The organism is Kitasatospora sp. NPDC005751 (assembly GCF_040630835.1).
In the GTDB taxonomy this organism is placed as follows: domain Bacteria; phylum Actinomycetota; class Actinomycetes; order Streptomycetales; family Streptomycetaceae; genus Kitasatospora.
Genome location: NZ_JBEXYC010000095.1, coordinates 1 through 16,175, shown reverse-complemented (window position 1 = coordinate 16,175; position 16,175 = coordinate 1). Strand labels below are relative to the sequence as shown.

The 16,175-nt window shown below is 74.5% G+C and carries 21 protein-coding genes and 1 pseudogene; 8 read left to right on the top strand and 14 right to left on the bottom strand.

The window, feature by feature from the left end; all coding sequences use genetic code 11:
- Nucleotides 1-71 precede the first annotated feature (71 nt).
- Both ABZ497_RS35395 and ABZ497_RS35390 read right to left on the bottom strand, forming a co-directional pair.
- Nucleotides 72-716 (bottom strand): SRPBCC family protein, encoded by a 645-nt coding sequence (locus ABZ497_RS35395; protein WP_359811893.1) that lies wholly within the window; start codon nt 714-716, stop codon nt 72-74.
- Nucleotides 717-811: 95 nt separating this feature from the next.
- Entirely contained in the window at nt 812-1,120 is a 309-nt protein-coding gene (locus ABZ497_RS35390) for a hypothetical protein (protein ID WP_359811891.1), read from the bottom strand.
- Between the two features lie 378 nt (nt 1,121-1,498).
- Between ABZ497_RS35390 and ABZ497_RS35385 the strand changes: the two genes are divergently transcribed.
- From ABZ497_RS35385 to ABZ497_RS35375, 3 genes are all read left to right on the top strand, one after another.
- Nucleotides 1,499-1,663 (top strand): hypothetical protein, encoded by a 165-nt coding sequence (locus tag ABZ497_RS35385; RefSeq protein WP_352295488.1) that lies wholly within the window; start codon nt 1,499-1,501, stop codon nt 1,661-1,663.
- A 109-nt stretch (nt 1,664-1,772) separates the two neighbouring features.
- A complete protein-coding gene (locus ABZ497_RS35380; protein ID WP_352295487.1) occupies nt 1,773-2,234 on the top strand; it encodes a DUF5709 domain-containing protein in 462 nt (153 codons plus the stop codon).
- Nucleotides 2,235-2,449: 215 nt separating this feature from the next.
- Nucleotides 2,450-3,520, top strand: a complete 1,071-nt coding sequence (locus tag ABZ497_RS35375) for a Ku protein (protein WP_359811887.1) — start codon at nt 2,450-2,452, stop codon at nt 3,518-3,520.
- A gap of 81 nt (nt 3,521-3,601) precedes the next feature.
- Here the strand turns inward: ABZ497_RS35375 and ABZ497_RS35370 are convergent, their stop codons facing one another.
- Nucleotides 3,602-4,000, bottom strand: a complete 399-nt coding sequence (locus ABZ497_RS35370) for a DUF4440 domain-containing protein (RefSeq protein ID WP_359811885.1) — start codon at nt 3,998-4,000, stop codon at nt 3,602-3,604.
- Between the two features lie 178 nt (nt 4,001-4,178).
- Here ABZ497_RS35370 and ABZ497_RS35365 point away from each other — a divergent pair, with 178 nt between their 5' ends.
- On the top strand, nt 4,179-5,774 hold the full coding sequence (locus ABZ497_RS35365; RefSeq protein WP_359811882.1) for a CYTH and CHAD domain-containing protein: 1,596 nt from the start codon (nt 4,179-4,181) through the stop codon (nt 5,772-5,774).
- Between the two features lie 291 nt (nt 5,775-6,065).
- On the opposite strand, the gene ABZ497_RS35360 is transcribed toward ABZ497_RS35365, so the two are convergent.
- Entirely contained in the window at nt 6,066-7,190 is a 1,125-nt protein-coding gene (locus ABZ497_RS35360) for a YbdK family carboxylate-amine ligase (protein WP_359811879.1), read from the bottom strand.
- Nucleotides 7,191-7,501: 311 nt separating this feature from the next.
- Here ABZ497_RS35360 and ABZ497_RS35355 point away from each other — a divergent pair, with 311 nt between their 5' ends.
- The 3 genes from ABZ497_RS35355 (at nt 7,502) to ABZ497_RS35345 (ending at nt 9,418) form a co-directional block, all read left to right on the top strand.
- Nucleotides 7,502-8,587, top strand: coding sequence for a YihY/virulence factor BrkB family protein (locus tag ABZ497_RS35355; RefSeq protein WP_359811876.1), 1,086 nt, complete (start codon nt 7,502-7,504; stop codon nt 8,585-8,587).
- A 236-nt stretch (nt 8,588-8,823) separates the two neighbouring features.
- On the top strand, nt 8,824-9,090 hold the full coding sequence (locus ABZ497_RS35350; protein WP_359811874.1) for a hypothetical protein: 267 nt from the start codon (nt 8,824-8,826) through the stop codon (nt 9,088-9,090).
- Nucleotides 9,071-9,418 carry a CDGSH iron-sulfur domain-containing protein gene (locus tag ABZ497_RS35345; protein ID WP_359811871.1) on the top strand — a complete coding sequence of 116 codons (348 nt, stop codon included), beginning with the start codon at nt 9,071-9,073 and terminating at the stop codon, nt 9,416-9,418. Before ABZ497_RS35350 ends, ABZ497_RS35345 begins: the two co-directional genes overlap by 20 nt.
- Here ABZ497_RS35345 and ABZ497_RS35340 read toward each other — a convergent pair.
- The 10 genes and pseudogenes from ABZ497_RS35340 to ABZ497_RS35295 all read right to left on the bottom strand — a co-directional run bounded on the left by ABZ497_RS35340 (nt 9,344) and on the right by ABZ497_RS35295 (nt 15,316).
- Nucleotides 9,344-10,387 carry an iron-containing redox enzyme family protein gene (locus tag ABZ497_RS35340; RefSeq protein ID WP_359811868.1) on the bottom strand — a complete coding sequence of 348 codons (1,044 nt, stop codon included), beginning with the start codon at nt 10,385-10,387 and terminating at the stop codon, nt 9,344-9,346. The genes ABZ497_RS35345 and ABZ497_RS35340 overlap by 75 nt on opposite strands.
- Nucleotides 10,384-10,701 carry a hypothetical protein gene (locus ABZ497_RS35335; RefSeq protein WP_359811866.1) on the bottom strand — a complete coding sequence of 106 codons (318 nt, stop codon included), beginning with the start codon at nt 10,699-10,701 and terminating at the stop codon, nt 10,384-10,386. Before ABZ497_RS35335 ends, ABZ497_RS35340 begins: the two co-directional genes overlap by 4 nt.
- 448 nt (nt 10,702-11,149) lie before the next feature.
- A pseudogene (locus tag ABZ497_RS35330) lies at nt 11,150-11,347 on the bottom strand (hypothetical protein); the annotation flags it as partial.
- Between the two features lie 133 nt (nt 11,348-11,480).
- Nucleotides 11,481-11,684 carry a hypothetical protein gene (locus tag ABZ497_RS35325; protein ID WP_359811863.1) on the bottom strand — a complete coding sequence of 68 codons (204 nt, stop codon included), beginning with the start codon at nt 11,682-11,684 and terminating at the stop codon, nt 11,481-11,483.
- Between the two features lie 59 nt (nt 11,685-11,743).
- Nucleotides 11,744-12,004: a DUF4235 domain-containing protein gene (locus ABZ497_RS35320; protein ID WP_329485633.1), complete on the bottom strand. Its 261-nt coding sequence runs from the start codon at nt 12,002-12,004 to the stop codon at nt 11,744-11,746.
- A 102-nt stretch (nt 12,005-12,106) separates the two neighbouring features.
- Nucleotides 12,107-12,583 (bottom strand): ferritin-like domain-containing protein, encoded by a 477-nt coding sequence (locus ABZ497_RS35315; RefSeq protein WP_352295512.1) that lies wholly within the window; start codon nt 12,581-12,583, stop codon nt 12,107-12,109.
- Between the two features lie 222 nt (nt 12,584-12,805).
- On the bottom strand, nt 12,806-12,976 hold the full coding sequence (locus ABZ497_RS35310) for a hydrophobic protein (RefSeq protein ID WP_329485634.1): 171 nt from the start codon (nt 12,974-12,976) through the stop codon (nt 12,806-12,808).
- 77 nt (nt 12,977-13,053) lie between these two features.
- Complete coding sequence (locus ABZ497_RS35305) at nt 13,054-13,584, bottom strand: hypothetical protein (RefSeq protein WP_359811859.1); 531 nt, start codon at nt 13,582-13,584, stop codon at nt 13,054-13,056.
- 171 nt (nt 13,585-13,755) lie between these two features.
- Nucleotides 13,756-14,124, bottom strand: a complete 369-nt coding sequence (locus ABZ497_RS35300) for a low affinity iron permease family protein (RefSeq protein WP_359811856.1) — start codon at nt 14,122-14,124, stop codon at nt 13,756-13,758.
- Nucleotides 14,125-14,299: 175 nt separating this feature from the next.
- Complete coding sequence (locus ABZ497_RS35295; RefSeq protein ID WP_359811853.1) at nt 14,300-15,316, bottom strand: SDR family oxidoreductase; 1,017 nt, start codon at nt 15,314-15,316, stop codon at nt 14,300-14,302.
- Nucleotides 15,317-15,430: 114 nt separating this feature from the next.
- Here ABZ497_RS35295 and ABZ497_RS35290 point away from each other — a divergent pair, with 114 nt between their 5' ends.
- Nucleotides 15,431-16,168 carry an HAD family hydrolase gene (locus ABZ497_RS35290; protein ID WP_359811850.1) on the top strand — a complete coding sequence of 246 codons (738 nt, stop codon included), beginning with the start codon at nt 15,431-15,433 and terminating at the stop codon, nt 16,166-16,168.
- Nucleotides 16,169-16,175 lie beyond the last annotated feature (7 nt).

Below are 16,175 nucleotides of genomic sequence, written 5' to 3'. Positions count from 1 at the left end.
TGATCGACCCCGAGCGCGGGCCGGACGGCGGTTCACCGGCAGGCTCAGTACGGCCGAGCTCGTACGGCCGCTCAGGACGACAGGCCGTGCGCTCGGGCCTCGGCGGTACTCTTCAGGTCGCGCAGCCAGGATTCGAGACCCTGCGCGAGGATCTCGGTCGCGGCGGGCACGTTCGCATCGACCTGGGGCCCGGTGTGGGTCTCCTCGGTGCGCACCAGGACACCGCCCCTCACCTTGACGAAGTTCCACACGTGGACGCCGTCGATGTGCAGGCCCGCACCGATCGCGGGGCCGGTCCAGCGGATGCAGGAGTCGCGCTTGAGCTGCTCGACGGTCGAGGTGATCACCAGACTGGTGGCGGGGGTCGAGGGGTTCGGGGGCACCGGCGTCGTCCACCGGAAGGCCGAACCCCTGCGGAGCGGGCCGTCGTCGAGGCGGTCAGCCGTCGTGACGGGGGGCTGCCAGGCCGGCCAGTGCTCCACGTCGGTCTGCAGCTTCCAGACGACGCCCAGCGGCGCGTGGATCATGGTCTCGGTCCGGTGACGGACGAGTGCGTCGGGGTCGACGCCCTTCCCGCCGCAGGTCAGGGACGCACCGGGCCGGGAGCCGGGCCCGGTGGCGGCCCCGGCGGGCAGGGCGGCCACGCCGAGCAGGCCGACGACGAGCGGGACGGTGCACAGGGCGGCACGGCGGCCGGTGCTGCGAATGCCGGACACGGGGTTCCCCTTGATCGGTCGTAAGGCGGACATGGCCCATCGGGTGCGCGGCGGGCGTCGGACCCGGCGTGGCGGGCGGTGTTCGGTGAAGCGCGTCACCGGCCGGGGCGGCGCTGCTTCCGGGCCCGGTGGAGGGTGGCGAGGAGGACGGCGGACGCCGCCACGATCAGCCCGGCGAACCCGGGGTGCATGTCCTTGGACAGGCTCTGCGCCTCGTCGGGCCGGACCAGCCACACCACCAGTGGGGCGGCGTACGCGGCGGCGAGCAGGAACACCGCCCGCCACACCGCCCGGTCACGGACGGACCGGAGGGCGCCGACGATGGCGAGCACCACCGGGAGGACGGCGAGCAGCGCGAACTGGCCCACCACCAGCAGCGGAACGGCCCAGGCGGCGAACGTCACCGACCCCGGGACGGGCCGGTCTCCACGCCGGGCTCCATGCCGACCTTCGCGCCGACCTTCGCGCCGGTCTTCTTGCCGGTCTTCTTGCCGGTCTTCGCGGGCGTGGGGCGACTGGACCGTGGCGGCCATGGGGGTCTCCTTGGATCGGCGGAGTGCACGGCGGCACCACGCATGCCAGGCTGAGATAGATAGATGCTCACGTTTTCGTTAGAAGTTGTAACGCAGAACGACCCTGAGGATCAATAGTGTTAGTGATAGCCTCTAACAAAACCTTGGCCGTCTAGCTCGCTTGAGCGGGATCACACCCGGCGTGGGAGCAGGCACTCCGGGCAAGCGCTTGGTACTGCTGTCGGACACACCGAAGAGAGGACCGCGGCCATGACCACACCCGACGACACCGAGGAGCCGGACGAGGAGACCCGCGAGCGGTCCGCCGAGGAGCGCTCGATCGTGGCCCCCACCCCGGCGGACGTCCGCGCCAAGGCGGAGGACGGCGACGACGAGGAGCCCGAGCCGCCGGCGGCGGACACCCAGGCGCCCTGACAGGGGCTCAGACCGGGGCGCGCGCCCCACTTCGCACCAGGGGGTGGGCGCCCCGGGCAGCCGGCGCGTCCGGTTCCCAGCCCCGGACCACAGGAGTCAGGAGTTGTTCATGGTTGACCACAGCAGGGGTGACGACGTCTACCAGCCCGTCGGCGGCGACGACGAGCAGGAGGACGCGACGCCGCTCGACCTCCAGGACGCACTGGACGAGCGCACGTACGACGACATCCTCGACGAGGGGTACTCACCGCCGGAGAAGCCGCTCGGCGTGACCGGCGCGGGAACCACCCCGGCGGAACAGCGCGAGGGCGAGAGCCTGGACGCCCGGCTGGCCCGGGAGCTGCCCGAGGTCGCCGACGGTGAGGGCGACGGCATCGGCGACCTGCCGGGCGGGGAGGGCGAGCTGCTGGACGCCGAGGCCGGCGACCGTCGGGCGGGACGGCTCGTCGCACCGGACGAGGGGGCTCACGCGCACACCACCAAGGGCATGTTCGCCTCCGACGTCGGCATCGACGGCGGCGCCGCGGGCGCCGAGGAGGCGGCCATGCACATCGTGCCCGACGAGGAGTGAGCACGCTGGGCAGCGGGATCGAACACGGCCCGTCATACCTGTCCCGTCGGGGTTTGAGCAGGTGAGCGGCTGTCCACACACCAGGTAGGGCGTCGTCGTGCCTCCGAGCGGGGCCCAGTAGGCGGCGGCGCCCGCAGGCCCGTCACCGCACGCGGAGCAGCGGTCCGGCGCGGACGCCGGCGGGCCGCCGAGGGGGGCGAGAGAGGACAGCCGCCATGGCCCGACCCGTGTGGACCGGAGTCCTGACCTTCGGCCTGGTCACCGTACCCGTCTCCCTGTACACCGCGACGCAGTCCCACGACGTGCGCTTCCACCAGCTGCAGCGCGGCACCTCGGACCGCGTCCGCAACAAGCGGGTCAACGAGCGCACCGGCAAGGAGGTCGACTTCGGCGAGATCGTGAAGGGCTACCCGGTCGCCGAGGGCGAGTACGTCGTCGTGGAGCCGGACGAGCTGGAGCAGATCTCCCCCGGCCGCTCACGCACCATCGACATCGCCGGCTTCGTCGACCTCGCCGAGGTGGACCCGATCTTCTTCGACAAGACCTACTACCTCGGCCCCAAGGGCAAGGAGTACCAGAAGGTCTACGCCCTCCTCGTGGAGTCCCTCGACCACGCGGCCAAGGTCGGACTGGCGATGTTCGCGATGCGCGGCAAGGAGTACCTGACCGCCATCCGCTCCGAGAACGGCCTGCTGGAACTGCACACCATGCACTTCGCCGACGAGGTCCGCGACCCGCGCCGGGAGATCGACGACCTCCCCGAGAAGGTCGAGCTGTCCACCCAGGAGATCAAGACCGCCGAGCAGCTCATCGGCATGCTCGCCGTCGACTGGGACCCGGGCGAGTGGCACGACACCTACGAGGACCAGGTCAAACAGCTCATCGAGGACAAGCTCGCCGGCCGCGAGATCGCCGTGTCCAGCGGCCCGGCCCCCGAGGCGACCAACGTCATCGACCTCATGGACGCCCTGCGCCGCAGCCTCGACAGCGCCGGCAAGGGCGACGCCGCGGAGGCGACGAAGCACTCCTCCCGGAGCACCGCGTCCTCCGGTCAGGACCGGGCTCCCGCGAAGACCGGTGGAAAGAAGAGCACCGCCTCCGGCGGCTCCACCTCGAGGCCCGCCGGCGCGGCCGAGGCGTCGGAGCTGTCCGAGCTCACCAAGGCCGGGCTCTACAAGCTGGCCACCGAGCTGGACATCCCCCACCGCTCCACCATGAACCGTGAGGAGTTGCAGGAGGCCGTCGGCAAGGCGCGATCCGGCCGCCGGCTCAAGGCGGTCTCCTGACGCCCTCGCGCGCTACCACGGCCGTCCCGGCCCGGCTGCCCCCGCGCGCTGGCCGTCCCCTTACCCGGACCACCACCGCGCTCAGACCGCGTCGAACCAGGAGAACGCCGCGATCCGCCAGCCCTCCGGGGTCCGGACGAACTGGATGGTCTTGGTGCCGCCGCCCTCGAAGGGCTCGCCGTCCAGGATCCCGGACTTGCGGTACTCGCCGAACCGTGACGCGATGTCGCCCGCTATCTCGGTGTGTTCGGAGACCTCCCACTCGGAGAACTCGACCAGCCGGCCCTCGGTCAGCAGCCGCTCGCGGGGCTCGACGAACTCCTCCACGGTGTACACCGTGAACGCCGGACCGGTCAGGACGATCACGCCGCCCGGGATCATCAGCCGGCGGACCCGGGCGACATCGGCGACCCGGCCCTCCCGGTTGTCGAAGGACCCGAAGAACTCGGCGGTCAGCGTGTCGATCTCAGCCTTGGACATGGCGCGACGCTAGCACCGGCGGGGCGCCGCGCACCGCCGGTTTCGGCAGGCCGCCACCACTCGGGGCGCCCGGGCTCGCAGGCTGGCCGCGGCGGGTCTGTATCCGGCGGGTCCGGGCAGGGCCTCCGGACCACGGGACCGCGCGATTGAGTGCGCCCGATCCGGGCAGGCGACCTCCATGGCGACTGTCCACGAGGAGACCGAACAGAGCTACGACGGAGCCCCGAGCCGGGCGCTGGCCCCCGACGGGCTGCCGGGCGTGGCCGAGATCGCAGCCGGCACCGCGGAGATCCTGGACGCGGTCTACTACGACACGCCCGACCTGCGGCTCCTGCGCGGCGGCATCACCGTGCGCAGGCGGACCGGCGGGCACGACGCGGGCTGGCACCTCAAGATCCCGCACCCCGACGGGCACCGCACCGAGCTGCGGCTTCCGCTCGAAGCGGGGACGGCCCGCCGGCCGCCGCAGGAGCTGGTGACCCGCACCCGCGGCGCCGCCCGGGGCAGCCGGCTGGCGCCGGTCGCCCACCTGCGCACCCGCCGGGACCGGACCCTGCTGCTCGACGCCGGCCACCGCACCCTGGCCGAACTGGCCCAGGACGAGGTGTCCGCCCAGATCCTCGACCCGGGCCGGCTCCTCGACGAGGGCCAGAACCTCGACGAGGGCCAGGACCTCGACGGGAGCCGGCCCCGGGGCCCGCAGGCGGCGGCCCGGCCCGACGGGTCCGGCCCGCGCACCGAACTCGTCACCTGGACCGAGACCGAGGTGGAACTGGTCGACGGCGGGCCCGACCTCCTCGACGCGGTCGATCGCCGGCTGCGCGAGGACGGACTCCGCCGGACGGCCGCGCCGTCGAAGCTCGGCCGGCTGCTGGCCGACCGCCTGCCGCCGGACCGGCGGCCCACCGCGCCGCCCGCCGGGTCGGTCGGCGCCGTCCTCACCGCCTACCTGCGGGAGCAGACGGCGACGCTCCACGACCTCGACCCGGCCGTCCGCCTGGACCGGCCCGACTCGGTGCACCGGATGCGGGTGAGCGTCCGCCGGCTGCGCAGCGCGCTCACCGCGCACCGCCGCCTGCTGGACCGCGCCACCACCGACCACCTCGCCGAGGAACTGCGCTGGCTCGGGAAGGTGCTGGGGAAGGCCCGGGACGCCGAAGTCCTCGGCGAACGGCTCGGCACCCAGGCGGGGGACCTGCCGCCGGTGGCCCGGCCCGGGGAGGTCGCCGAGCGGATCTCCGCCTGGTTCGACCACCGCTACGCCCGCGCCCACCGCGCCGCAGTCCACACGATGGACGGGCGCCGGTACTACGCGCTGCTCGACGCCCTCGACGAATTCGCTGCGGCGCCGCCCCTGCGGGCACGCGCCGAGCGGGGCGCGGGGCAGGCCCGCCGCGCGCTGAAGCGCGAGCAGCGGCGTACCGGGCGACGGCTGCGCAGCGCGCTGGACCTGCCCGCCGGTACCGGCCGTGACCAGGCGCTGCACCGCGCCCGCAAGGCGGCCAAGCGCGCCCGCTACACCGCGGAGAGCCTGTCGCCGCTGGCCGGTACGGCCGGCCGGCGCTTCGGCAAGCGCATGAAGCGGATCCAGAAGGCCCTCGGCGCGCATCAGGACGGCGTCGTCGCCGAACAGGCCCTCCTCCCGGTGGCGGCCGCCGCGGGCGACGCCGGCCAGCGCACCTTCGGCTACGGCCTGCTGTACGCCCTCCAACGCGCCGGGACCGGAGAGCAACTCGCCACCGCCCGCCGCACCTGGCACAAGCTCCGGCACTGACCGGCCATCCGGGCCTGTCCCCCGGTCCGGCCCGGTCGCGTTCGCACAGCTGGTCCGGAAGGCCCGGGCCCCCGTGGAGCATGACCACGGGCGGCGTCCGAGTCGTGTCGCCCAGCACTGTCCAGCGGGTCCGCGCCCCGTCCGTCATGAACGTCAGGCCCTCTGTCTCCCTCAAGGTCACCGTGGAGAACCTACCGCCGACGCTGATGTCCTGCCGGACGCCCGGGAGCAGGCTGGAGGACGCCCCGGCGGGGCTTCCCCGAGGCTCTCCGGGCCTGCGGGGCCGGGCCCTCAGGCGCGGGCGGTCAGGGCGGCGAGGCCGTCCACCACGTGGTGGAGCGAGCCGTGGCGGCGGTGGAAGACACGCTGCCGTTCGGCTCCGGTGCCGTTGGCGAGGACGGCGCCGAGCAGTGAGCGGGCCTCGGCGAGGTCACCGTGGGCCTCCAGGCCGGGGGTGCTGCGCCGCAGCAGCAGGTGGAGCAGCTGGATCATCGGGCGGGACGTTCCGGACGGGTCGACGCCCGTTCCCCGCAGGCCGTGCAGGGCGGCCTGCCGGTGGGCCGCGGCCAGCTGGGCGTCGGTGACGTCCGGTGCCGGGGCGTCCCGCTCGGCCTCGTACAGCAGCGAGCTCGCGAGGCCGCGCAGCAGCACGGCGAACAACAGGGTGGCGTCGAGGTCGGCGTTGACGTCGGCGACCCGGATCTCCAGGGTCGGCAGGTGCTCCGACGGACGCGCGTACCAGTAGATCATCCGCCGGTCCAGGACGGTGCCGTCGGTGACCAGCCGGTCGGCGAGCGCGTCGTAGCCCCGCTCGTCGAGCACCGGCGCGGGGCCGACGGTGGGCCACTGCCCGTACTGCAGGGCGCGCCAGCTGGCGCAGTTGCGGTCCCGGCCGTCGGCGAAGGGGGAGTTGACCATGAGCGCCTGGAGCACCGGCAGCCACGGGCGCAGGCGGTGGCTCAGCCGGAGCGCCTCGGCCCGGTCGAAGGTGCCGAGGTGCACGTGGAGGCCGCTCAGCTCGCCTCCGCCGGCGCCGGTCGCGAGCGGGCCGACATGCCGGGCGATCTCCCGGTACCGGGGGGCGTCGGTGATCGGCAGCGGGTGGCGGGTGAGCAGCGCCGTGGCCGACGCCACCAGCAGGCAGTCGTGCCGGGCCGCGGCGGCCGCCACCGCTTGCCGGCCGGCCGCCAGTTGCGCGCGGAGGCCGGCGGAGGTCGACGCCGGGTCGGTACGGATCTCCAGCTGGCTCGCGAAGAACTCACCCTGCACGCGCGGGCCCAGGACCGGCCGCGCGTCGGCGATGACCTCGGCCGCCCGGGGCGCGGCGGCCCGGCTGCGGGTGTCGGCCAGCAGGAATTCCTCCTCGACACCGAAGGTGAGCGGGGAGCCCCCGGGGGCGGAGCCGGTCATCGCCATCGGTCTCTCCAGTCGCAAAGAGGGCCAGTAGGAACAGGAGGAGGGCCAGTAGGAAGGAGGCCAGTAGGAAGGAGGCCAGTCGGAGTCGGTCAGGAGACGGGGCCACGAGGCAGGACGAGGGCCGCGCACGATCGCCGGCTCGTGGAGCCGGCCACCTGCCGTGCTCAGAGAACCTGCCCAGGCAGGGGCGGGCCATGCCCCCCGGCCGGGAGGGAACCTGTCCGGAAGCAGGGCTTCCCGCACGCGCCGCAGCCGCCTGCCCCGGACCGGCCGCAGCGGTTGAGGCGGCCGGTCCGGGGCAGGCGCGCCGCATGGAACCCGCGCCCGAGCCCACCCACCCGTCCGACGGCCCCGAGACCCCTCCCCCGCCCGGGCCGACCGGCCGTTCCGGACCGGACACCGGCCCCGAGCCGACCGGACCGGACAGCGCCCCCGCCGCCCCGCGGAGCCCGTCCGATCTGCCCCGCCGCTCGTGGCGGGCCGTCGTGCGCCGCACCGGCGGGGAGTTCCTCGCGGACGAGCTCCCCGACCGGGCGGCGGCGCTCACCTACTACGGGGTGCTGGCGATCTTCCCCGCCCTGCTCGTCCTGGTGGCGATGCTGGGTGTGATCGGCCGCTCCGCGACCGACGCGATCCTCGACAACCTCCAGCACCTCACACCGGGCCCGGCCCGGGACATCCTGCGCAACGCCGTCGACCAGCTCAGGGACAACAGCGGCCCGAGCTCGGTCCTCGCCGTGCTGGGCCTGGTGGCCGCGCTCTGGGCGGCCTCCGGGTACGTCGGCGCCTTCATCCGCGCCGCCAACGCCGTCTACGACATCGCCGAGGGGCGCCCGATCTGGAAGGTCACGCCGCTGCGGTTGGGGTTGACCCTCCTCCTCATGGTGCTGCTCGCCGCGAGCGCGGTCATCGTGGTCTTCACCGGGCCGATCGCGGACCGGGTCGGCCACGCGCTCGGGCTGGGCAGCACCGCGCTACGGGTGTGGTCCTACGCCAAGTGGCCCGTCCTGGTGGTGCTGGTGATCCTGATGATCGCGGTCCTGTACTGGGCCGCGCCCAACGTCCGCGGCCGCGGCTTCCGCTGGGTCACCCCCGGCAGCGTCCTGTCGGTGCTGATCTGGCTGGCCGCCTCGGCGGGCTTCGCCGTGTACGTCGCCAACTTCTCGTCCTACAACCGGACGTACGGCACGCTCGCCGGCGTGATCGTCTTCCTTGTCTGGCTCTGGCTGTCCAATCTCGCGATCCTGCTCGGCCTGGAGTTCGATGCCGAGCTCTCCCGTCAGCGCGCCATCGTCGGTGGCTTCCCCAAGGACCGGGAGCCCTACGTCACCCCGCGTGACACCAGCACCTGGCCCGAGGAGGAGGAGGCGCCCCCGGAGGACGGGGGACAACGGTAGGCCGAGCGGGCCGGGCGGGTGTGGGCGGCGCTGATCCGGGCAGCCGCCCGGCATGCTGTTGGTCAGACCGCCGGGCGTCTGTCCGCCCCAGGGCGACACCGAACTGCTCATCTCCAGCCTGCGCCGCGAGCCGCTGGGCCCCACCAGCCGGGTACTCGACGTCGGGACCGGCACGGGGGCGGTGGCAATGACCGCCGCCGGGTCCGGCCTGGGACGCGGGGCGGGACGGGCGGCTGGTGCTGGACCGGATCTGCCGGGAGGCGCCCCGCCTGCTCGCTCCCGGCGGGGTGCTCCTGATCGTGCAGTCCTCCCCGGCGGACGTCCCGGCGACGCTGACCGCGCTGCGGCGGTCCGGGCTGCGGGCCTCGGTGGCCGCGCGGCGGCGCCAGGCGATCGGCCCGGTGATGACGGGGCGCGCCGGCCTGTTCGAACGGCTGGGGCTGATCGCGCCCGGCGACCGCGCGGAGGACCTGGCGGTGGTGCGTGGTGTCCGGCAGCGGTGAGCCGCGCGCGGCCGACTTCACCCGGGTGACGATCGTGGCGGGCGGGCCGCTGCTGGTCGAGGGCCCCGTCGAGGTCACACTGCCGGACGGCACCGTGCGGCGCTCGGAGCGGCCGGTGGTGGCGCTCTGCGCCTGCCGGCGGAGCCGCCGCTACCCGTTCTGCCACACCAGCCACCGACGGCGGGGCGCTCCCCGGCCGGACTCGGTCCCGGCCGGGGAGCGCGCCGCCGGAGAGGGCTCGCTCGGGGAGGGCTCAGCCGCGGGAGGGGGCCGCGCCGACGCCGCCGGGCAGGGGCGAGTCGGGCAGGGGGAAGTCGGGCAGGGGTGAGCGCAGTGAGCTGCGGCCGGCCCGCCAGTGGTCGAGCAGATGGGCGGCGAACCGGTCGTCGACCGCCCCGGCGGCGGCCACTCCGAAGGCGATGTCGGCCGCCAACCCGGGCTCGGCGGAGACCAGTTCCTCGACCACACCACGCCGCACCAGTTGCTCGTGGACGGCGTCCGCCTCGATGTGCTCGCGGTAGAAGAGCGTGCCGTCCGGCCCCGCGCCGAGCCGCTCCAGCGCGGTGGCGAGGCGAGCCGAGCCGGGCGAGGAGGTGACCTCCAGGGCCGCGAAGTGGCCGACCCCCGCGCCGCGCAGCGCCCGGTGCAGGCCGAAGAGCATCATCAGGTTGACCACGGCCAGCGCGGGCGCGGGGACCAGGTCGATGTAGTGGCCGTACTCGGGGTCGAGGCCCAGGTCGGCCATCATCCGCGCGAACAGCAGCGCGTGCGCGCGGTCCGGGCGCCCGGCGCCGTACTCGTCGTAGGCGATCGCCATCAGGACGGCCTGCGCCGGACCGTGCACCCGGGGCACCAGCCACAGCTGCGGGTCGGCCTCCTTGAGGTGGTAGACCGAGCGGTGCACCAGGTACTCACGGGCCTGCCAGCGCTCGCCCTCGGCGAGCAGGACGTGCGAGGGCCCGGAGCCGTCCGGCGGCTCGGTCAGCAGGCTCTCCAGCGCCTCCGGCAGCGGCCGTACGGGCTCCACCTCGGCGCGCACAGCCGCCAGGAAGGGCCGCTCCAGGTCGCGGCGGAGGGCGAGCAGGCCGGGATCCCACTCCCACTCGGGGTCGACGCCCGGCAGGCCCCGGTCGTGGAGTTCGTAGCAGAGGTGGAGGGCGAGCTGGTGGTCCTCGCCCCACGGGTCGGTGAGCGGGCCCGGTTCGGTCAGGAGCCGCCCCGCAGCGGGCGGTCCGGCGGTGACGAGGTCGAGCACCGCCTCGGAGAGCGGGCCGCGGGACCGCGGCAGGGCGTTCACCGTCCGCTCCGGTGGCCCTCGGCGCACAGGCGCAGCACGGCGAAGGACGCCGCGAGGATCAGCGCCCAGCCGCCGGTGAACACCCAGAAGACCGTCGCCGGTGCGGGCAGCAACCCGACCGCCAGCAGGGCGAGCGAGGCCAGCCCCAGGCCCAGCACCGTGCGCGGGCGTACCCCGCGCACCATCTCCCAGCCCCGGCTGCGCAGCCCGAGCCCGAGCCGTCGCACCAGAGCCACCAGTTCGCGACCGTGGCTGCCCGTACCGCCGGTGCCGCCGTCGACTCCGGCCAACGCCACCTGGTCCCGCCGCTCCATCGCGTCTGTCTCCTCGCGTAGCCGTTCACGTCCGCCGGTGCGGGTGCCCGCGATGCGGGCCGGCTAACCTGCGGATCGTGGCCTGCCGTGGATCATCACGACGCGGTCAGTGGCCGAAGAGGTGCCGGATCCGGCCGCCCCGTCCGGGCTCGGCGGTCCGCTCCTCCTCCTGCGGCTGTTCGGGCGCGGCGGCTCGCGGGTCGCGCGCGTAGGTCTGCGGCTCGGGCGGGTAGGCCTGCTGCTCCTGTGTGAGGGCCTGCGGGTCGAGCGCGTAGGTCTGGGGCTCGGGTCGGCCGGCCGGGTCGGCCGGTCGGCGGGGGTCGTCGCGCTGGACGGGCGTCGCGGGCGCGACCGGCCGCGAGGGGACGGGTTCGACGGGAGCGGGGTAGCCCTCCGGGCGGCCCCTGCGGTGGGCGCCGAGCCGCACCGGGCGGGTCCGCCGGGCGAGGACGATCAGGGCCAGTCCGAGGCAGAAGAGCAGGGCGAGCGCCACCCCGGCGAGGAAGATCGCCAGGCTGTTGAGCGTCACCAGGTCGGATCCGAGGACGGAGACCTGGTAGTCGGGCCCGCCATTGAGGTTGTCCGCGATCAGCAGGCCGGTGAACGCGCCGGCGGCGGCCATCAGCAGAAGTCCGAGCAGCAGCATGTCGGGAGTCCCTTCGGTCCGTTCGGCCCCCGTGCCCTCCCCTCGCTGGGCCTCGTCTACCCGGCCGACCGCGGCCCTAACATGCCGACCGCCCCCGGCCCTGCCCGATAGGGCCGGACCGGGGACGGTCGGATCAGACGCTCCGCCGCGACGCCTGCTCGGCGGCGTCGCCGTCCCCGTCCACGGAGCGGTCACCGCCGTCGGAGCGGTCACCGCCGTCGCCCGGGCCCTGGCGGGCCCGATCGATGTGCTCGGTGTTCTTCTCGTCCACCTCGTCCTTGAGGTGCGAGAGGTCCTCGGACTTCCGGTGGGCCCGCTCGCGGTCGAACTCCTTCATGGGTCTGCCCTCCTGTGTCGCCGGCGGCGCGTGCCCGGGCGGCTTCGCCGGACCGCGGGTCAGTCCGGCCAGGTGCCGGTCAGGCGGCGGGTGCCGACCGCGCCGCCGCGGTCCACCGCCGCCTTCACGAGGGCGAACAGCGCTCCCTGCAGGGCGGCCGCGGTCAGCACCTCCCGCCAGGTGCGCTCCTGGTCGGTGGCCTCCGGAGCGTCCTCCTCGTGTCCGAGGAGCGCCCACAGGCGTCGGAACAGGGCCCCCGCGATCAGCCCGCCGAGAACGCCGAACAGGAGCCCGAGCGGCTTGTAGAGGATCTTGATCATCGCAGTCTCCCCGGATCGCACGACCGCCGTCGGCCGTTCCATGCTGTGCGTCTGTCCGTCGGCGGGCCGGCCAATCCACCGGGGCGGCCCGCCGGCCGGGAATCAGATGGCGAGCAGGTCGGTGAGGTCGTCGGCGTGCTCCTCCTCCTCTTCGAGGATGGACTCGATGAGGCGGCGGGTGGTCGGGTCGTGGTCCCCGAGCCAGCGGGCGATCTCCTGGTAGGTGGAGATGACGATGCGTTCGGCCAGCAGGTTGTGCTCCAGCATCGCCGTGAGGTCCTTCTCGTCCGGCGTGGTGTAGTCGGTGTGGGCACGACTGGCGAGGGTGCTGGGGTCGAAGTCGGGCTCGCCGCCGAGCTGCGCGATACGTCCGGCGGCCCGCAGCGCGTGCTGCATCTCCTCGGCGGCGTGCTCGGTGAACTCGGCCGCCACCTGGGCCCGGTCGATGCCGGTGGCCGAGATGGCGTGCCGCGTGTAGCGCAGCCAGCAGACCACCTCGGTGGCGACCACGTCGTTCAGAACGGCGATCACCTTCTCGGTGTCGAGGCCGTAGGTGCTGGTCACCGCGCCCTCGGCCATCTTCTTCCGGGCCTCGTCCCGGATCCGGCTCACGTCGATGACGAAGTCGTCGCCTGCCACAGTGCACTCCCAAGGGGTCGGGGGAAGGACGGTCCGGGCCACGTCTTCCCCCGGACGGGCGATGACATTCCCACCCTTTCCGGACACCACCGGTTCGCAGCAAGGCCGCGGCGAGGCCCGGCACGGGGCGCGGCGGGCCGCGCCCCGTGCCGGGCCCGAGGTCTACCAGCGGTACCAGCGGCCCCGGCCGCCCGAACTGCTCGCGCCGCGCGCGACGAAGCCGAGCAGCCAGATGACCAGCACCGCGAGGGCCACCCACCAGAGGGCCTTCAGCGCGAATCCGGCTCCGAAGAGGATCAGGACCAGCAGCAGGACGAGCAGCAGAGGAACCATCCCGAACAGCCTCCAAGGTCGGTGTCACCAGTGGTGGCAGGCGTCTTCCCCCGGTTCGGAGTTCCACGCCCCCGCGTTCAGAGCGGCGACGGCCCGCCGGATCCGGCGCCGCCCCCGGCGAGCACCTCGGCGCTGACCAGGCGGTGCCAGCCGTCCAGCGTGCGGGCCTGGTCGGTGGCGCGTGCGATGAGCCGGTCCAGGTCGTCGCGGCCGAGGCGGGGCTCCTCGTCGGCGATGGCGCGCAGCGCGCGCCAGAGGGCGGTCTTGCCCGCGACCCCGGTGCGCATCATCTCCAGCTCGACCAGGTCGGACAGCGGGGCGCGGCGGACCAGGGCGCCGTTGGGCTTGAGCCGCCCGATGCGTTCGCCGGCGATGCCCAGCCAGGTGCGGTAGTGCCGCACCGGCACGCCCAGCCGGTTCATGATGCGGACGAGTTCGTCGCGGTCCTCCTCGACCTGCCGGGCCAGCTCGCGCAGTTCGGCGGCGCGCCGACTGTCGGCATGGGAGTCGGCCATCCGGCGCGCGAGTGCGGCGCCGCCGAACGCTCCGGTGAGGTGGTCGTTCAGGTAGACGCCCAGGGGCTGGGCCAGGAGTTGAGATGACCTCACGTGACCTCCAGGGGCGAGGGTCTGTCGGGTCGGCGCTCGCGTGCCCCGCGACCGCGTCGCGGGCGCCCGGGCCGAACGGCGGTACGCCTCCCATGGTGCCCCTCGCTGCGGGGCTCCGCCCGGCGGGCGGGCCGGGCCGGGGGCGCGGTGGCCGCCCGGACCGGGCGGGGTTCAGAGCCGCTCCTCCATCCGGATGGCCTCGCGGAGCGCCAGGTGGGCCTCGCCCTCGTGGCCCTCGTGCTGTTCGAGCAGGGCGGCGGCGATCGCGTCGAGCTTGCGCTGGACGGCGTGTTCGGCGCGGCGCTCGGCGTTCTTGAGCAGCGCCAGCAGGAGCAGGGTGATCGCGGTCATGGTGTCGCCGACGAGGATCTGCCACTCCGTCGACAGTCCGGCCGCGTGGACCGCGACGAAGGCGGCCACCAGCAGGACGCAGAACACGGAGAACGCCGGGGAGCTGGTGAGGTTGGAGGCGGCCTCGGCGAGCCGCTCGAACCGCCCGCGTGCACCGTCGCTCCGGGCGGCGGGGTGTGAGAGGGTCATGCCCCTCTGCCTATCACCCGCCGTGCGCGGGCGCGGGCGCGGGCGACGGCACGCGGGCCCACCCGTCGCCCGGCCACCGTCCCGGGCTCACCGAAGCGGGCGGGCGGGACGGCTCGGGCCGAGGGACGCGCCGGGGGACGCCACGAGCGCCGCGGCGCCGTGCCCCGCGCGCCCGTCATCGCGTCCGCCCGGCGTACAGGCCGAGGCCGAGGGCGAGGCCGGCGACCGCCGCGGCGGCGAGCGGCCCCCGGTGAGTGGTGGCCCAGAACTGCAGGCTTCGGTCGTGGGAGCTGTCGCTGAAGCGGCCGCGGGCGCCGTGGTCCTCCCTCGCGTCGACGGGCCGCCACAGGTTGGCGGGCTCGTCGTCGCGGCGGCGGCGGTCGGTCTGCTGGGAGTCGAAGCCGGTCCGGGCCAGGTAGCGGTCCAGCAGCCCGGGCACGACCGCGTTGGCCAGCAGAGTGGCCGCCGTACTGCCGCCCACCCAGTACTCCCGCCGCTGTGGCCGGTCGGCGGCGTGCAGCACGGCGCGGGCCGCGACCTCGGGCTGGTAGATCGGGGCCACGGGCCGGGCGCGGTTCGGCAGCCGCGACAGCACCCAGTCGAACTGCGGGGTGTTCACCGCCGGCATCTGCACCATCGTGGTCCGCACGGCGGTACCGGAGGCCAACAACTCGCAGCGGAGCGCCTCGTGCCATCCCTGCAGGGCGTGCTTGGCGCCGCTGTAGGCGCTCTGCAGCGGGATCCCCCGGTAGGCGATCGCGGAACCGACGTGCACCAGCGTGCCGTGGTCGCGCGGCAGCATCCGCCGCAGGGCGCTGCGGGTGGCGTAGACGTAGCCGAGGTAGCTGACCTCGGTGACGCGGCGGAACTCCTCCGGGGTGATCTCGGTGAAGGGCGCGAACACGGAGGTGAAGGCGTCGTTCACCCACACGTCGATGGGGCCGAGTTCGTTCTCGACGCGCTCGGCGGCGGCCTCGACGGCGTCGGGGTCGGCGGTGTCGGCCTCGATCGTGATCACCGTCGCACCGGCCTCCCGGGCCTGCGCGGCCGCCGCTTCCAGGCCCGCCCGGCCGCGGGCGATCAGCGCGAGCCGGTCGCCCCGCTCGGCGAAGGCCCGGACGCAGGCGCGCCCGATTCCGGCACTCGCGCCGGTCACCACCACGACCCGTTCGGTGCGCCTCGATGCAGTCATGACCGTCGTCTGTCCGGCGCCGCGCAGGTCAAACGCGCCCGGCCCGGTCGCGTTCGGCCCGGGGCCGCCGTAGCGTCGGCGGCGGAGCGAACCGTGACGGACAGGAGGCGCCCGATGGCACCGACAGCGCTGTTCGACGTCGATGGCACCCTCCTCGACACGAACTACCTGCACACCCTCGCCTGGGCCGAGGCGCTGGCGCAGTACGGGCACACCCCGGCGATGGCGCGCATCCACGCGTCGATCGGCATGGGGGGCGACCAGCTGCTCGACCACGTCCTCGGCCGGGACCGTGACCGGTCCGGGGACGATGACCTGAGCGCGGCCCACCAGGCGCTCTACGCCCGCTTCTGGCCCGTGCTGCGGCCCTTCGACGGGGCGGCCGCGCTGTTGCGCGCGGTCGCCGCGCGGGGCTGGACGGTGGTGCTGGCGAGTTCGGCCTCCGGGCGGGACCTCGCGGTGATGCGCGACGTCCTCGACGCGGACGACGTGGTGGCCGCCGTCACCGGTGCGGACGACGTCGACGCGAGCAAGCCCGCCCCCGACCTCGTCCGGGCGGCGCTCGACAAGGCCGGCGCGCGGCCCGAGGAGGCGGTCTTCGTCGGGGACACCCCGTGGGACGTGCAGGCCGCGGCGGCCGCCGAGGTGCCGTGCGTCGCCGTCCTGTCCGGCGGCTGGAGCGAACGGGACCTGCGGGCCGCCGGGGCGCTGGAGGTCCATGAGGACGTGGCGGCGCTGCTGGCAGGGCTGGCGGACAGCGCACTCGGCCGGGGGTCTCCAGGTAGACCGGCTGGCACTGCTCCAGCGAGGCGACGACGATCTTGTGCTTGGGCAGGTACCGGTTCAGCATGATGTTGAG

Bases quoted from the DNA above. Each gene is read 5' to 3' on its own strand.
- ABZ497_RS35355 (WP_359811876.1), top strand. From the start codon at position 7,502: ATGGAACCCGCGCCCGAGCCCACCCACCCGTCCGACGGCCCCGAGACC.
- ABZ497_RS35320 (WP_329485633.1), bottom strand. From the start codon at position 12,004: ATGATCAAGATCCTCTACAAGCCGCTCGGGCTCCTGTTCGGCGTTCTC.
- ABZ497_RS35365 (WP_359811882.1), top strand. From the start codon at position 4,179: ATGGCGACTGTCCACGAGGAGACCGAACAGAGCTACGACGGAGCCCCG.
- ABZ497_RS35380 (WP_352295487.1), top strand. From the start codon at position 1,773: ATGGTTGACCACAGCAGGGGTGACGACGTCTACCAGCCCGTCGGCGGC.
- ABZ497_RS35360 (WP_359811879.1), bottom strand. From the start codon at position 7,190: ATGGCGATGACCGGCTCCGCCCCCGGGGGCTCCCCGCTCACCTTCGGT.
- ABZ497_RS35310 (WP_329485634.1), bottom strand. From the start codon at position 12,976: ATGGTTCCTCTGCTGCTCGTCCTGCTGCTGGTCCTGATCCTCTTCGGA.
- ABZ497_RS35335 (WP_359811866.1), bottom strand. From the start codon at position 10,701: ATGGAGCGGCGGGACCAGGTGGCGTTGGCCGGAGTCGACGGCGGCACC.
- ABZ497_RS35325 (WP_359811863.1), bottom strand. From the start codon at position 11,684: ATGAAGGAGTTCGACCGCGAGCGGGCCCACCGGAAGTCCGAGGACCTC.
- ABZ497_RS35315 (WP_352295512.1), bottom strand. From the start codon at position 12,583: ATGGCCGAGGGCGCGGTGACCAGCACCTACGGCCTCGACACCGAGAAG.
- ABZ497_RS35375 (WP_359811887.1), top strand. From the start codon at position 2,450: ATGGCCCGACCCGTGTGGACCGGAGTCCTGACCTTCGGCCTGGTCACC.
- ABZ497_RS35300 (WP_359811856.1), bottom strand. From the start codon at position 14,124: ATGACCCTCTCACACCCCGCCGCCCGGAGCGACGGTGCACGCGGGCGG.
- ABZ497_RS35290 (WP_359811850.1), top strand. From the start codon at position 15,431: ATGGCACCGACAGCGCTGTTCGACGTCGATGGCACCCTCCTCGACACG.
- ABZ497_RS35295 (WP_359811853.1), bottom strand. From the start codon at position 15,316: ATGACTGCATCGAGGCGCACCGAACGGGTCGTGGTGGTGACCGGCGCG.
- ABZ497_RS35385 (WP_352295488.1), top strand. From the start codon at position 1,499: ATGACCACACCCGACGACACCGAGGAGCCGGACGAGGAGACCCGCGAG.
- ABZ497_RS35370 (WP_359811885.1), bottom strand. From the start codon at position 4,000: ATGTCCAAGGCTGAGATCGACACGCTGACCGCCGAGTTCTTCGGGTCC.